Consider the following 13,848-nt stretch of genomic DNA (forward strand, 5'->3'; position numbering starts at 1 on the left):
CGGCTCAGGTGTGCGGGCCGGTTGCCGGTGCGGGGCGCAGGACTTCGCCGGAGAGTTCGGCGACGACTGCGCGCAGGCGGGTCAGCTCGCCGAGTCCGGCCGCAGTGGCGGTGTAGACGCGGCGGACGCGGCCGTCGACGACGTGCTCGGTCGAGGTGAGCAGTCCGGCGTTCTCGAGCCGGTGCAGCAGCGGGTAGAGGGTGCCCGGTGAGATGGGGTAGCCGTGGTGGGCCAGTTCTTCGGCCATCCACGCCCCGTAGACCTCTTGTTCGGCGGCGTGGTGCAGCACGTGCACCGGTACCGCGCCGCGCAGCAACTCCCGCACCAGATCCATATCGACACACGATATCGTATTACAAGAAAAGCCAGCTAGACCGACGTTCTTCTCGGGGATCGCGTGAGGTTGCCGGCCCCCGAATCGTGCCGGGGACGCGGAATCGTTCATCGGCGGTTCGTGTATTGGTTCCCGATTACATCGAGTGCCTGGCAGCGCCTGGCGATATCGTCTGGCGATGTCGGAGGACGATAGATCTGCGAGGCTGTTGTGGCCGAGGGAAGCGACGCGCCGTTGCGTGAGCTCGAGCAGGCTTTGCGCATCCTTATCAACCGATTGGGCGCGCGTGTTCCCGAGGCCAGCCCGGCCCGGATCTCGCGGGCCTGGTACATCAGGTGCATGGCAGCTTGAACGCGACCGCTCGCGTGGATGCGCATCTGATCGCGTTGACCGAGCGCAGGGTCCTCGAGATCCTGCGCGGCCGTCAGCCGGTGGGGTGAGCGGGGGTGGTATCGGACCGGTCCTCTCCGACAGTGGGCCTGCTACCCCAGGCGCGGTGTCGGGTGGCTGCTGGTGGGTGGGACGGGTCAGCAGCGGGCGCGAGTCAGGCGGTGTCGCACACCGTAGGCGATAGCGCCCAGGGCGAGCACGGCTGCACCGGAGAGCACCGAGGTGAGCGGCAGGGCAAAGGCCAGCACGACACATCCGAGGCTGCCCAGGACGGGCAGGATACGCGGGGGCCGTCCTTCTTCGGAAGTCAGAGTCCAGGCGGCGGCGTTGGCGATGGCGTAGTAGACCAGCACGCCGAAGGAGGAGAAGCCGATCGCGCCCCGCACATCGAGGGTGGCGACCAGGACGATCACGACGACACCGACAGCGATCTCCGCGTGATGGGGCACATCGAAGCGCGGATGCACCGCTGCCAGTTGAGGCGGCAGATGCCGGTCACGGGCCATGGCGAAGGTCGTGCGCGAGACGCCGAGGATCAGTGCCAGCAGTGATCCGAGTGCCGCGACCGCCGCGCCGACCCGCACGACCGGCACCAGGGCGGGCGCACCGGCCGCGCGCGCGGTGTCGGCCAAAGGTGCTGCGGCGGTGCCCAATCCATGCGGGCCGAGCACGGCCAGCGTGGCGATGGCGACCAGGGCGTACACGACCAGCGTGATGCCCAGGGCGAGCGGAATCGCGCGGGGGATGGTGCGGGCCGGATCCCGGACTTCCTCCCCCAGGGTCGCGATGCGCGCGTACCCGGCGAAGGCGAAGAACAACAGTCCGGCCGCCTGCAAGACACCGCGCACCGAGGCATCCGAACCGATCGCCAGATGCCCGGGCGCGGCGGCGGAGGAGGTGAGCGCGGCGACCACGACGGCGGCCAGCACGGCCAGCACGACCGCGACGATGACCCGGGTCAGCAGCGCCGATTTCTGCACGCCACGGTAGTTGACCACGGTCAGCGCCACCACCGCGGCGACCGCGACCGCATGGGCCTGTCCCGGCCAGGCATACGCGCCGACGGTCAGCGCCATGGCCGCGCAGGAGGCGGTCTTGCCGACCACGAATCCCCATCCGGCCAGATAACCCCAGAACTCACCGAGGCGTTCGCGGCCGTAGACATAGGTGCCGCCCGATGCTGGGTAGCGGGCCGCCAGTCGCGCCGACGCGGTGGCGTTGCAGTAGGCGACCATGGCCGCGATCGCCAGTCCGAGCAGCAGTCCCGACCCGGCCGCGGCGGCCGCCGGCGCCAGCGCGGCGAAGATGCCCGCACCGATCATCGAGCCGAGCCCGATCACGACCGCGTCGCCGACCCCGAGCCGACGCTGTAGCTGGGTATCGGCCTGATTCGACGTCGGCATGGTGGACACACTCTCTCCCCGGAATCGTATGGAAGGGACGGCTGTGACGATATCCGATATCGGCGGGCGATACTGCGCAGGGCACGTACTGTTCACCGGCTCGTCGATCCGCGCCGCCCGGCCAGAGCTGGGGTCAGTGGGTGCGGGCGCCGGGTTTGCCCGGTGAGATGGTGTCGGGGCGGCGGGCCAGGGGCAACAGCCGGTGGTCGGGGGTGAAGAGCCGGTGCACCAGTCCCAGGGCGATGACGACGGTGGTGGCCGCGACCGCGCCCAGGATCAGAAACATCACCACCGCTTGCACGAGAACCGCTTGCACGGGCGGGACGCCGGCGAGGATGAGGCCTGTCATCGCCCCGGGCAGGAATACCAGCCCGGTCGCCTTGGTGGTCTCGATCTGCGGGGACAGGGCCGAGCGCAGCGCGGTGCGCACATACGGGGTGGCGGCCTGGCGGGAAGGCTGGCCGAGGGCGAGACGGGCCTCGACCTCGTCGCGTTTGTCGCGCAGTTCGTCGACCAGGCGTCGCGCGACCAGGACGGTGGCGGTCATCGAATTGCCGATCATCATGCCTGCGATCGGGACCAGGGTGCGGCCCTGCAGCGGGAACACCCGCAATCCGAAGATCACCCCGAGCGTGATGACCGCGGCCGCGGCGAACGCGGTGATCGCCAGCGTCGCGAGCCGTGGCACTTCCGGAGCGCGGCGGCGGGCGACATCACCGGAGTAGGCGATCATGGCGGCAGTCCACGCCCACGACCACCACAGCGACCGGCCCGGTTCCAGCAGCAGCGCCAGCGCCGCGCCGACCAGCAGCAGTTGTACCAGTGCGCGGGCCGCCGACCACAGAATCTGCCGTTCCAGGCCCAGTCGCTGCCACAGCGAGATTCCGGCGGCGACCACCACCAGCGCCAGAGAGGTCGCCAGTCCACCCCACCCGACCGCTCCGTTCATTGTGCGGCCTCCTCGATGTCGGGTCCCAGTGACGGTTCGATGCCCCGGCTGTGGCCGTGGTCGATGCGCAGGACCCGGTCGGCGATGCGCCGTACCTGTGCCGGGTCGTGACTGACCCACAGGACGCTCATCCCGGCGTCGGCCAGCTCGCGCACCGCCTGCTCGATCACCCGCGCCGCCGCCGCATCCTCGGACGAGGTGGGCTCGTCGAGCAGCAGTACCTGCGGGTCCGTGATCAGCGTGCGGGCCAAGCACATTCGCTGCGCCTCCCCGCCCGAGAGCGCGGTCGCGTCGCGGTCGAGCCAGGATCCGGTCAACGCCACCCGCGCCAGCACCTGCTCCATCCGCGCCTCGCTCGCGTGCGGATCGGCGACCCGAAGATTCTCGGCCACCGTGCCGGGAAACGGCGTCGGCCGCTGAAAACACATGCCCACCCGACGTCGCAGCCGCAACGGATCCAGCCCGGCCAGGTTCTCGCCGCGAAACAGCACCCGTCCCGCCGTGGGCACCTCGAGCCGATTACACAGGCGCAGCATCGTCGACTTGCCCGACCCCGACGGCCCGAACACCGCCGTGACCCCGCCTTCCGGGATCACCGCAGCGAACCCGTCGAGGGCACGCACTCCCTCGCGCTCGACCACGACTTCCTCGAACGCGAACAACGCCTCCGCCACCCGCACCACCTCCATCCGAACCTCGGGCTACGGCAGCCGATATCGGATACCGATATATCAACCAACCGTAGTACCTGGCAGTGCACGGTCGCATCCGCGCAGCGGGAACCGCGCGTGCGTCGATCTCCACGGCCCGGAACTCTCAGTACATCGACAGGAAACGAGTACCCGATTTCGCTGTGCGAGGGCACTACCATCACCGACTGTATCGGCAGGCGATATCGATGGCCGATGCATTGTCTCGGCCGGTGAGAGGGCTGATGGAGATGGACACTTCTGCTGACGATCCACCTGCCCAACACGGGCAACGTGTGTTTCGGCGCGGAGATCGCCTACCTGCTGTTGTGGGCCGCCACCACTCGCGGCGCACCGCCGGCCGTGCAGATGCTGCGCCGGCTCGTCGCCGCGCTGTGCGTGCTCCTGATCGGCGGCTTCATCACCGTACTCGCACTCGGAGGCGGCGCCGGAGAACGCTACAGCCATACCGGATAGACCCGCGCGCCCCCTCGATCCCGCCGCATGGAATGGGTACGCTCAGGATATATATCGGTAAGCGATATCGGGAGGCGATTGATGATGGTCGATCGGTCGTGGTGGGTGCGGCTGCTGGGCGCGGACGGACCGGCGGCGGTGATCTGTGTGCGGCTGCTGGTCGGGGTGGTGTTCCTCAGCGAGGGCATCCAGAAGTTCGTGTACCCGCATCAGCTCGGGCCCGGACGGTTCACCAAGATCGGCATTCCGGCCGCGACGTTCTTCGCCGATCTCGACGGAGTCGTCGAAATCGGCTGCGGCAGTTTGCTCATCGTGGGTCTGCTGACCCGCCTCGCCGCGGTCCCGCTGCTGATCGACATCTGCGGTGCTATCGGGTTGACCAAGATCCGTGAACTGCAGCCGGGCGGTTTCCTCGGAGTGCACGGGTTTTGGGGCATGGCCCACGACGCGCGCGCGGACTGGTCGATGCTGCTGGGACTGATCTTCCTGCTGTGGGTCGGGCCCGGGAGATGGTCTCTGGATCACGCGCTGACCCGCCGGGTCGGCGCATCGGGAGGCCGGAGGGAGGAGGTTGCCGTGTGAGCGCGGCCGGGAGCGTGCCGTCGGGGTCGTGCCCCTGCTGGGCCTCGTCGCGCCGATCATGATCGTCCGCCCGCTCGCACGACCCGGGGCGGACGCCCGCCCGGCCGACCCGGACCGATGAGTATCGGTGGGTCGGGTCAGTGGCAGTCGAACAATCCCATGAACCCATAGTCCATGTGCAGTTGCATGTGGCAGTGCAACAACGACAATCCGGGCTGGTCGGCGACGAAGTCGATGTCCATCTGCTGATAGCCGCCCAGCATCGCCACGTCCTTGCGCAGCCCGGCGGTCGCGGTACCCGCGACATGGGTGAGTTCGAAGGTGTGCCGGTGCAGATGCATCGGATGGATGTCGTCGGTGGCGTTGCGCAGATGCAGCCGATACCGTTTGCCGCGCTCGAGCTGCCACATCGGCTGCGCCTGCATCGAGGACTCGCTCATCGTGAACCGCTGCCCGTTGATCGTCCACACGTTGAATCCGCCGTCGGCGGCGTTGCGTTTCTCGATCAGCATGTCGAACACCTGATCCGGCGCCGCCGGAGCGTGCGCGCGCGGGTCGGCGAACAGTCGGTAATCCCACCGGAACGCCGGCGGGGCCGTCCACACCGGATCGCCGGTGGCGCCGGCGTATTCGACCACGATGCCCATACCGTTGCCGCGGTCGTCGTCGGACAGATCACCGAGCACCCACACGCCCGGGTTGGTCATCTCCACGATCGCCGAGACCCGTTCGGCGGTGCCCAGCCACAACACCGGCACCGCCACCGGGTTCGGGACCGGGTTGCCGTCCAGCGCGATCACGGTGAAGGTGTGCCCGGGCAGAGCCAGGCTGCGGTTCTCGGTCGCACTGCCGTTGAGCACATGCAACAACACCCGCTGCCCCTGTTTGACCTTGATCGGGTCGCCGTGGCCGAGCATGCGCCCGTTGATCGTGAACGTCGCATACCCCACCTCGTAACCGTGCGGCGCACCCGAGGCCAGCGACGCCGCCATCGCCGCCTCTCCCCGGTCCCGCAGCTGCGGCACCGGTTCACCGGCCAGGAAGTCCGCGGCCATGTCCCCGCCCTGGCTCAGCGACGGCTCGAACTCCTTCAAAGTCAGGAACACCTCCTGGTCATAGGCGCCGGGATGGGATGCCGGCTCGATGTATACCGGCCCGACCAGGCCGTTGTACTGGCCGATGGTCAGATCCGATCCCGCGGCCAGGTGAGTGTGGTAGAACCGGTAGCCCGCCGGGCCCGGGGTGCACGAGAGCTGGCGCATCCCGTGCGCGGGCACGAACGGGGTTCCTTCCTCGGCAGCGCCGTCGACCTCGGCCGGCACCGCTTGACCGTGCCAATGCACCTGCTCGGGGGTGGCGGTGTCGTTGTAGACGTCCACCACCATCGGTGTGCCCTCGGTGAGACGCAGCAGCGGGCCCGGGAACTGCCCGTTGTACAGCGTCGTCGACACCGTTTTACCCGGCGCCACCTCCACCGACCCTGCCGCGATCCGCAGCGTGTAATCCGCTGTCGTGGCCGACGGCGACCGGCCACAGCCCGCCGCCGCCCCACCCGCTACAACCGCTGCTCCACCCAGCTTCAGCACATCTCGCCGACTCATCTGCCCCACGCTTCGACCGCCCTTTGCCGATATCGGAACTCGATGTCGAGAAACGATAACGGATGACGATCGATCTCCCACCCCCGCTGGATGGAGTCGGTCTCGGTTCTCAGCGTGTTCTCAGTGCCGTCACGTAAAGATCACCTGCGTGTCACCGACCTCGCTGCCCGCCACCGTGTCCGCGTTCGACGGAGCTCGTATCGACGGGTCACTGTTGGTCGAGGTCACCGAATTCGCTCAACACACTCGCTGGCTCAATACCCCCATCCTGTGGTTCACCGACGCCGGGCTGATCGTGTTCGCCGTGCTCATGCTCGCCGCCTGGTGGCGCGCCAGACGCGAGAACACCACGGCCATGGCCGCCGCGCTGCTCGCCCCCGTCGCGGTCGTGGCCGCCTTCGCCCTCGCCGAGATCGTCAAGCAGATCGCGGCCGAACCCCGCCCCTGCCACGCGCTGCCGCACGCCTACATCCTCGAAGCATGCCCACCGGGCACCGACTATGCCTTCCCCAGCGGCCACGCCACCGTCGCCGCCGCCACCGTCGCCGCTCTCTACCTCACCAACCGCCGCCTGGCCGCCATCGCCGCTGTGTTCGCCCTGTTCGAGGCAGCCACCCGCGTCTACGTCGGCGGCCACTACCCCCACGATGTCGCGGCTTCCGCCGTCCTCGCCCTGCCGATCGCCTACCTCGTCCGCCGCGCCCTGCTGCAGCCCGCCGCAGCCGCTGTCACCCGGCTGCGCACCGGGCCGCTGGCACCCCTGGTCACCAGCACCGTGCAGTCGGCGGCGCGAATCACCCTAGGCTAGGCCCAGCGACCGCGTGCAGCGACGAGAGTGCGCACCCAACCGCGCTCGCTCGTTGCAGACAGGGTTGCCCCGCGGCGGTGCCATCCGCCTGTGGACATCAGCAGTATCGAAGGGACGTAGTTCGTTTCATAGGTGGTCGCCTATGAAACACGACGATCATCGGACCTCGACCAGCCCGAATTCCGTTTCATGGGTTGTTGCAAAAGAACCCGCAGTTGAAACGCACTCATGAAACACTCGAGCCTGTGAGCGAGGACTATCAGCGAGTCGAAGTCCATCCGTGCCCGATGTCGGCCTGCGCGGCCCCAGCGGGCTCACCGTGCCGCACCGGCACGGGAAAGGTCGCCACCCAATACCACACCGTCCGCTTCCGGCTGGTGCCCGCGCTGGCCAAGGCACTGTCCGTGACGACCCCCGCGATCCGCAACCCCGGCCGCGCATGGATCGAACTGCCCCGCCCCGCCGCCCTCAGCGCACCGGCCGGGCACGCCCGCATCGGCTACGCCCGCGCCTCCACACTGCGCCAATCTCTCGACACCCAACTCGACGCGCTCACCGCCGCGAACGTGAGCCGGGTCTTCTCCGAGAAGATCTCCACCCGCGCCACCCACCGACCCGAACTCGACGCCGCCGTCACGCTGTGCCGAGAACTGCGGGCCAGCGGCGTCGCGGTCACTCTCGTTGTGCACGAACACAAACGGCTCGGCCGCGGCATCGACCTGGCTGCCCTCGCCGACAACCTGAAATCCGCCGATATCGGCCTGGAATTCCTGACCGGCGAACTACAAGGCAGCCACGACCCGGCCGGCGTCGTGTTCACAGTGCTGGCCGCGTTATCGGGCATGGAACGCGAATACATTCGTGACCGCACCCTCGAAGGCCACGAATCCGCCCGCAAACGCGGCAAAACCATCGGCGGCGCGCACGTCACCGACCCCGACATGCTCGCCATGGCCCTGCACCTTCGCGACCAGCAACTCAGCCTGCGCGACATCGCCGCCCGCCTGGTCATCACCACCGGAACGAAGAAGGGCCGCCAGCCCTCACCCGCCACCGTCATGCGCATGTTGCACGACCACGACGCCGCGTCCTGACAACCCCAAACGAGCCCGGACCAGCACGGGACACCAGCAACCTTGTCCTACTTTGCACTTCCTGACAGCTTTAGGATTCCGGGGCCTACTACGTCTGATACGGACCCGCCTCGTCCCGGCCGGTCGACCTGGCCTGGACCGCCGGATCCCGCTGGCATGTAGAGGAAGCGTTCCAGCAGGCCAAGAACGAGGCCGGGCTCGACCACTACCAGGTCCGCGACTATCGGGCCTGGTACGCCCACATCACCTTGCCGATGCTCGCACTGGCCTACCTCGCCGCCTCGAAAACCATTGCCGCAAAGGGGGACCCGGAGAACAGGCCGCAGACATGATCGCACTGACACTACCCGAGATCCGCCGCCTGCTCGTCGCACTCGTCCTCACCACCTCTCACGGCGCCGATCACATCTGGACCTGGTCCCACTGGCGACGACGCGGCCACCCACTCGACTGATCCGCGAGTGCCGTTGCAGTACTAGAACCTGTTGCAGTGCTCGAACTGGCAGTTGACAGGGAGTGACGGCCACCACATACTCGTACCTCAAGTACCTAGTACTTGGAGTAGCATGCACGGAGGTGGTCATGGTCGTGTACCCGATCACGACTCTCGCAGTCGGCTGCTCTGCTGATTTCGAGGCGGTCGAATCCTTCGATTCGACCGCGCGGACGGAGCGACTGCTCCGGTCCTCGGGCGGAAGTTGAGAAATGAGACGGGAATCTGTGGTGGTCCCTTTACGTAACGAGTTGTCCGTGTCCGTTCGAATAGTACGGCACAACTTCTCCGATACGGTGGTTTCCGGATTGCGAACCTTCGGTCGGACCATGCGGGTAGCTTCGGCATCGGCTGCGGGGACGGCAAGCGATGTTGTCCGGTTGAAGTTCCAATGGCGTGAAGCTATCCAGCAGGCGTGGTATCTGATCACGGTGACTGCACTTCCCGCAGTGCTTATGGCTATCCCATTCGGAGTAATCGTCTCCGTTCAGGTCGGCAATCTGATTCACCAGATCGGTGCGGATTCTCTGCTCGGAGCGGCCGGCGGGTTGGGCGTGATAAAACAGGGAGCGCCCATGGCGACAGGCCTTCTGTTGGGGGCGGCCGGTGCGGCCGCGATTGCGGCAGATCTGGGCGCGCGAAATATTCGCGAAGAGATCGATGCGATGCGCACCATGGGGATCAGTCCGATGCATCGTCTGGTTATCCCGCGGATGGTGGCGATGGTTTTCGTCGCTCCGATGCTGAATATCCTGATCATCTTCGTCGGCGTCGTTGCGGGATACGCGGTGGCAATTGGTCCGCAGGGTGTCACGCCCGGTAGTTACTGGGGAACCTTCGGATCATTCACGACTGTCGCGGATATCGGGGTATCAGTCGTGAAATCGGTGCTGTTCGGGTTCATTGTCGTCGTGGTCGCCTGCCAGCGTGGCTTGGAGGCGAAAGGCGGACCTCGCGGAGTCGCCGATGGGGTGAATTCGGCGGTCGTTCTATCCGTCGTCTCGATTGCGATAGTGAACCTACTGATAACGCAGCTGGTTGCGATGTTCCTCCCCACGAGGCTTGCGTGATGTTTGAGCTGAAATTCACCCCTCCACGTGTGGTCAGAATTCGACGGTCCGCGGTACGCCTCGCGCGCATCCTGCCGATCGAGGCAGTGGGGTTCGTGATCGGGTTCGCGTGGCAGGCATTGTCGGCGATACCGTTCACGCTCAAGCGGTACCGCGCCGAGACGATGCGGACAATCACGGACATAACCTGGGGGCAAGGGTCCATCATCGTCGGCGGAGGAACGGTTCCGATGCTGGTCGTCCTGGGGCTCGTCATCGGAGGCTCGGTGGGCGTCGAGTCCTTTTCGACCCTCGATCTCATCAGTATGGGGCCGGTGACAGGCATCGTATCGGCCTTTGCCAACACCCGAGAGCTCGCTCCGATCGCCGCCGGCGTCGGGTTCGCCGCACAGGCGGGATGCCGTATCACCGCGCAGATCGGATCGATGCGGATTTCCGAGGAAATTGATGCACTGGAATCCCTCGGATTGCGATCGATACCTTTCGTCGTGACGACAAGAATCATCGCAGGCGCGGTCGCGATCGTCCCCACCTTTTTGATAGCCCTCCTCCTCAGCTATGTCGCCTGCCGCACGGTGATCGTTCAACTTCATGGTCAGGCTGCAGGGGTCTACGATCACTACTTCTATCAATTCATAAGCGGCTGGGACATGACCGCAGCAGTGATCAAGGTCCTCGTATTCGGAACTGCGGTAATTCTGATCCACAGCTATCAAGGATTCTTCGCGGTAGGAGGCCCGGAGGGTGTCGGGATCGCGTCGGGCCGGGCGGTTCGGGCGAGCTTCGTCGCCATCATCGGACTCGATATGGTGTTGACAATCTTGTTGTGGGGCATCAATTCGTCGATCGAATTCACGGGGTGATATGGATGCCTAGTTATGAACTGCCCGGGGTTACGTCGACTAAACGGGGATCCATACTTATAGGCTGCCTGGTGTTGCTGATCGCTCTTACGGTCGCCGCCACAGGGTTTTTGATCCACGAAACGCGCCGCGATACACGAATGGCTGTGATCTTGCGCACCGAGAACATCGGTGACGGTATCGGTGTGGGAACTCCGGTTCGATATGACGGCGTGGACGTCGGATCTGTCGCGAGGGTGGATGCAGACGGTATCAACACGAAAAAGGTGACGTTGCTGCTCGACCGGGCACATCTGATCGGCTTGACCGACAACCTGTTCGTCAACTATTCGCCGTCAAACCTTTTCGGAATCAGCGAAGTGGCGCTGAAGGAGGCGGCCGGCGGTGTTCCGCTGCGTGACGGCATCGTCGTCGACCTGACCGGACCGCGCTCGAATCGGCAGCAGGACGCAACCATGGGCGTCCTGATCCGCACCGTCGCGGAAGCCACCGGCGACCTTTTAACGCCACGCCTCACCGAAGTGCTGATGCGGCTTTCGGAGACCTCGCGACAGTTCACTCCTCTGATGGAAACCATCGTCTCGATGTCCCGGATGGTCGCCGAAACCCAGAAGATGCCGCCTTCCTACCTGTTGGATCAATATGGCTCGATGTTGGTCGGCGCCGGCGCGATGTTCGACGGAACGGTAGGACTCATCAGTCGGCTCACCCGAATCGAGATTCTGAACAGCCAGCGTGGACTGTTCGACGCCACGGTCAATACCGTAGGCGAGAAGTTCTTCCCCGCGCTCGCAAATACTATCTTCACGGCTAGAAACTATCTCTCGGACTATACGGCGATGTTGGTCCCGATCCTTTCCGCGGCGAGCAGCATGGTTCCGACTCCGGAGGTGTCGAGTGCGCAGCTATCCGAGATTCTTGCTCGATTGGGAAATTCCTTTACTCAGACTCCGGATGGCCCGGTGCTCAATCTGAAGGTGATCGTCGACTCGTTTCCAGGGCTTGCTACTCCATTGCTGGCATCCCTGCCCAAATCGGATGCTGGGGCTGATCGATGAGTAATGCGCGAAGGCTTATTTACGCGAGTCTGAAACTTGCCGTCTCGGCAATTGTGATAATCGTTCTTCTTGTGGTCATCGTGCAGGCGGTCCAGCGACCGGTACAAGGCGGGACCACCGAGTATTCAGCAGCGTTCACCGACGTCAATGGTCTGAAGTCTGGAGACGACGTCCGCATGGACGGCGTCCGTGTGGGAAAAGTCGATGCGATCCGACTCGACAAGGGTCGGGCCGTCGTGAAAATGCATTTGCAGAATGGCCACCATTTATATGAGAGCACGGTGCTCGCGATTCGCTACCAAAGTCTGATAGGGCAAAGGTACGTCGATGTCCAGCAATCTTCGGGTCTCGCCGATAAGTTGGCATCAGGAAGCGTGATCGACGTATCGAAAACTATTCCATCCTTCGATATCACCTCGCTGTTCAATGGATTGGAACCAGTTCTCGGTGAACTTTCGCCGGGTGCTATCAATAAATTTGCCGAGAATATGATCTCGGTCATCGAGGGCAATGGATCAGGTGTCGGATCGGTTTTGGACTCGGTTCAGACTCTCTCCAGCTATGCGGTGGACAGGCAGGCCCTCATCACAACTCTGGTTGCCAATCTCAAACAGATATCCGATCACATCGGCGGGCACTCGGCGCAACTGATCCGGCTCGTTTCCGAACTTTCTACGGTTGTCAACACATTGCGAAGCAAGGTGGACGGGATCGTCGAATTCGCCCTCATGGCCCCCGATGTCATCGCGCCGTTGAACAGTTTGCTGGCATCATTTGGGCTGACTACCGGCAGCAACCCTGATGCGGATTCGCTGCTGCGTACGGTGCTACCGGACCCGGAACAGGCGGTCGATGTCCTGAGGAAGCTGCCGACACTCATCCAGACGTTGGACGCATGGGTCCCGCCCAATGGTCCGACCGTGAACCTCAACTGTTCAAACGGCAAAGTCGCGGCACCCTCTCCGTTTCAGATCCTGGTCGGTGGTCAGAGGATTTCGATATGCAAAAGCTAATTATGTGGTTTTGGGGATTTTCTCAGAAATTCCGCACCAAGTTCAGGGCCATGTGGCGTGCCGACCGGGAATTACGCTGGGGGGTGCTGGGAGCGGCTTTCGTCGGGCTTTTGCTGCTGGCTAGTGCGATCGTCTATGTCGTCCCCATCGGTAAGTCGACCTATTGGGCCGATATGTCCGAGACCGGGCAAATCAAGGTAGGGGACGACGTTCGGATCGCAGGAGTCCCGGTCGGTACCGTGAAATCTATGGAGTTGGGCCGCCGGAGCGTTCGAGTCGGATTCACCGTAGATCGAGGAATATTCATCGGCGATCAGACGACGCTCGATATTCGGATGCTCACCCTGATCGGAGGGCATTATATCGCCGTTACTTCGGCGGGAAGCTCGCCTCTGCGCTCTACGATTCCATCGGAAAGGATTCGTCTTCCGTACAGTCTCGCTCGGGCCTTTCAGGACGCTGCGCAGCCGATCGGCGAAGTCGATGGATCGACGTTGCGGCAAAATCTCACGATGCTCAACAATTCGCTTACCAACGGCCCAGCGGGGATACGAAAAGCCGTCGACGCGTTCTCCTCTCTCGTCGACGTCCTTGATCGCCAGAATCGAGAGATATCCGAAACGCTTGCCACTGCCGATGAATACATCGGAGCAATAAATAAGTCCAAGGCGATATTGGGCGGAATGATCAACAGCGTCAACCTGATGGAGACCGTTGGTCTCGACAAACAATCCGAAATCTACGAGGCCGTTCGGCTCATGGACGAGCTGTTGTCACGAATAGCAGCTCTCGAACCGGTGTACCGAGCGCGCTTGGAGCCGGTCGCCAAGAGTCTGGCCGACGCCATTCCCGAGCTGGAGCGTCTGGGCGGGGAGATGGGCCAGGTCGTCACCAATACGAAGGATCTGCTGTCGCGACTCCAGCCGGTCGCGGCCTCCCGAGACGGCGTCGTCGTCGACCAGTCCGCAACCGTGATCGACGCGCCGGCAGTCTGCATTCCAGTTCCAGGAAAGGATTGCTGAAT

The 13,848-nt window shown here is 64.4% G+C and carries 15 protein-coding genes and 1 pseudogene; 11 read left to right on the forward strand and 5 right to left on the reverse strand.

Translation table 11 applies throughout. The annotated features are described in order from the left end of the window. Nucleotides 1–4: 4 nt before the first annotated feature. From ACFYTQ_RS32390 to ACFYTQ_RS32405, 4 genes are all read right to left on the reverse strand, one after another. Nucleotides 5–325 (reverse strand): PadR family transcriptional regulator, encoded by a 321-nt coding sequence (locus ACFYTQ_RS32390; protein ID WP_064909825.1) that lies wholly within the window; start codon nt 323–325, stop codon nt 5–7. Between the two features lie 536 nt (nt 326–861). Beyond that, the gene (locus ACFYTQ_RS32395; RefSeq protein WP_064909774.1) at nt 862–2,127 is read right to left on the reverse strand and encodes an APC family permease; all 1,266 of its coding nucleotides are present in this window, start codon (nt 2,125–2,127) and stop codon (nt 862–864) included. A 133-nt stretch (nt 2,128–2,260) separates the two neighbouring features. Next, on the reverse strand, nt 2,261–3,076 hold the full coding sequence (locus tag ACFYTQ_RS32400) for an ABC transporter permease (RefSeq protein WP_064909776.1): 816 nt from the start codon (nt 3,074–3,076) through the stop codon (nt 2,261–2,263). Continuing rightward, the gene (locus ACFYTQ_RS32405; protein WP_094028087.1) at nt 3,073–3,765 is read right to left on the reverse strand and encodes a phosphate ABC transporter ATP-binding protein; all 693 of its coding nucleotides are present in this window, start codon (nt 3,763–3,765) and stop codon (nt 3,073–3,075) included. The genes ACFYTQ_RS32400 and ACFYTQ_RS32405 overlap by 4 nt, the downstream gene beginning before the upstream one ends. A 294-nt stretch (nt 3,766–4,059) precedes the next feature. On the opposite strand from ACFYTQ_RS32405, the gene ACFYTQ_RS32410 reads away from it, so the two are divergent. After that, nucleotides 4,060–4,242 carry a hypothetical protein gene (locus ACFYTQ_RS32410; protein ID WP_064909778.1) on the forward strand — a complete coding sequence of 61 codons (183 nt, stop codon included), beginning with the start codon at nt 4,060–4,062 and terminating at the stop codon, nt 4,240–4,242. A 114-nt stretch (nt 4,243–4,356) separates the two neighbouring features. Next, nucleotides 4,357–4,824, forward strand: coding sequence for a DoxX family protein (locus ACFYTQ_RS32415; RefSeq protein ID WP_064909829.1), 468 nt, complete (start codon nt 4,357–4,359; stop codon nt 4,822–4,824). A gap of 137 nt (nt 4,825–4,961) precedes the next feature. Here the strand turns inward: ACFYTQ_RS32415 and ACFYTQ_RS32420 are convergent, their stop codons facing one another. Beyond that, complete coding sequence (locus tag ACFYTQ_RS32420; protein WP_064909780.1) at nt 4,962–6,425, reverse strand: multicopper oxidase family protein; 1,464 nt, start codon at nt 6,423–6,425, stop codon at nt 4,962–4,964. Nucleotides 6,426–6,573: 148 nt separating this feature from the next. On the opposite strand from ACFYTQ_RS32420, the gene ACFYTQ_RS32425 reads away from it, so the two are divergent. The 9 genes and pseudogenes from ACFYTQ_RS32425 to ACFYTQ_RS32465 all read left to right on the forward strand — a co-directional run bounded on the left by ACFYTQ_RS32425 (nt 6,574) and on the right by ACFYTQ_RS32465 (nt 13,846). Then, nucleotides 6,574–7,233: a phosphatase PAP2 family protein gene (locus ACFYTQ_RS32425; RefSeq protein ID WP_197521861.1), complete on the forward strand. Its 660-nt coding sequence runs from the start codon at nt 6,574–6,576 to the stop codon at nt 7,231–7,233. A 245-nt stretch (nt 7,234–7,478) separates the two neighbouring features. Then, complete coding sequence (locus ACFYTQ_RS32430; RefSeq protein ID WP_197521862.1) at nt 7,479–8,327, forward strand: recombinase family protein; 849 nt, start codon at nt 7,479–7,481, stop codon at nt 8,325–8,327. A 125-nt stretch (nt 8,328–8,452) separates the two neighbouring features. Further along, nucleotides 8,453–8,659: pseudogene (locus ACFYTQ_RS32435) on the forward strand (IS701 family transposase); the annotation flags it as partial. Then, nucleotides 8,656–8,781, forward strand: coding sequence for a hypothetical protein (locus ACFYTQ_RS32440; RefSeq protein ID WP_255407288.1), 126 nt, complete (start codon nt 8,656–8,658; stop codon nt 8,779–8,781). The pseudogene ACFYTQ_RS32435 and the gene ACFYTQ_RS32440, both read left to right, overlap by 4 nt. Nucleotides 8,782–9,032: 251 nt before the next feature. Continuing rightward, a complete protein-coding gene (locus ACFYTQ_RS32445) occupies nt 9,033–9,890 on the forward strand; it encodes an ABC transporter permease (protein WP_064902008.1) in 858 nt (285 codons plus the stop codon). Beyond that, nucleotides 9,890–10,753: an ABC transporter permease gene (locus ACFYTQ_RS32450; RefSeq protein WP_064902016.1), complete on the forward strand. Its 864-nt coding sequence runs from the start codon at nt 9,890–9,892 to the stop codon at nt 10,751–10,753. The genes ACFYTQ_RS32445 and ACFYTQ_RS32450 overlap by 1 nt, the downstream gene beginning before the upstream one ends. 71 nt (nt 10,754–10,824) lie before the next feature. After that, nucleotides 10,825–11,811: an MlaD family protein gene (locus ACFYTQ_RS32455; protein WP_181064692.1), complete on the forward strand. Its 987-nt coding sequence runs from the start codon at nt 10,825–10,827 to the stop codon at nt 11,809–11,811. After that, nucleotides 11,808–12,824 carry an MCE family protein gene (locus ACFYTQ_RS32460; protein WP_064909785.1) on the forward strand — a complete coding sequence of 339 codons (1,017 nt, stop codon included), beginning with the start codon at nt 11,808–11,810 and terminating at the stop codon, nt 12,822–12,824. The genes ACFYTQ_RS32455 and ACFYTQ_RS32460 overlap by 4 nt, the downstream gene beginning before the upstream one ends. After that, entirely contained in the window at nt 12,812–13,846 is a 1,035-nt protein-coding gene (locus tag ACFYTQ_RS32465) for an MlaD family protein (RefSeq protein WP_082941117.1), read from the forward strand. The genes ACFYTQ_RS32460 and ACFYTQ_RS32465 overlap by 13 nt, the downstream gene beginning before the upstream one ends. Nucleotides 13,847–13,848: the final 2 nt, after the last annotated feature.

The sequence above is a fragment of the Nocardia sp. NPDC004068 genome (assembly GCF_042874315.1).
Lineage (GTDB): Bacteria > Actinomycetota > Actinomycetes > Mycobacteriales > Mycobacteriaceae > Nocardia.

Bases quoted from the DNA above. Each gene is read 5' to 3' on its own strand.
- ACFYTQ_RS32445 (WP_064902008.1), top strand. From the start codon at position 9,033: ATGAGACGGGAATCTGTGGTGGTCCCTTTACGTAACGAGTTGTCCGTG.
- ACFYTQ_RS32420 (WP_064909780.1), bottom strand. From the start codon at position 6,425: ATGAGTCGGCGAGATGTGCTGAAGCTGGGTGGAGCAGCGGTTGTAGCG.
- ACFYTQ_RS32440 (WP_255407288.1), top strand. From the start codon at position 8,656: ATGATCGCACTGACACTACCCGAGATCCGCCGCCTGCTCGTCGCACTC.
- ACFYTQ_RS32395 (WP_064909774.1), bottom strand. From the start codon at position 2,127: ATGCCGACGTCGAATCAGGCCGATACCCAGCTACAGCGTCGGCTCGGG.
- ACFYTQ_RS32450 (WP_064902016.1), top strand. From the start codon at position 9,890: ATGTTTGAGCTGAAATTCACCCCTCCACGTGTGGTCAGAATTCGACGG.
- ACFYTQ_RS32400 (WP_064909776.1), bottom strand. From the start codon at position 3,076: ATGAACGGAGCGGTCGGGTGGGGTGGACTGGCGACCTCTCTGGCGCTG.
- ACFYTQ_RS32460 (WP_064909785.1), top strand. From the start codon at position 11,808: ATGAGTAATGCGCGAAGGCTTATTTACGCGAGTCTGAAACTTGCCGTC.
- ACFYTQ_RS32405 (WP_094028087.1), bottom strand. From the start codon at position 3,765: ATGGAGGTGGTGCGGGTGGCGGAGGCGTTGTTCGCGTTCGAGGAAGTC.
- ACFYTQ_RS32465 (WP_082941117.1), top strand. From the start codon at position 12,812: ATGCAAAAGCTAATTATGTGGTTTTGGGGATTTTCTCAGAAATTCCGC.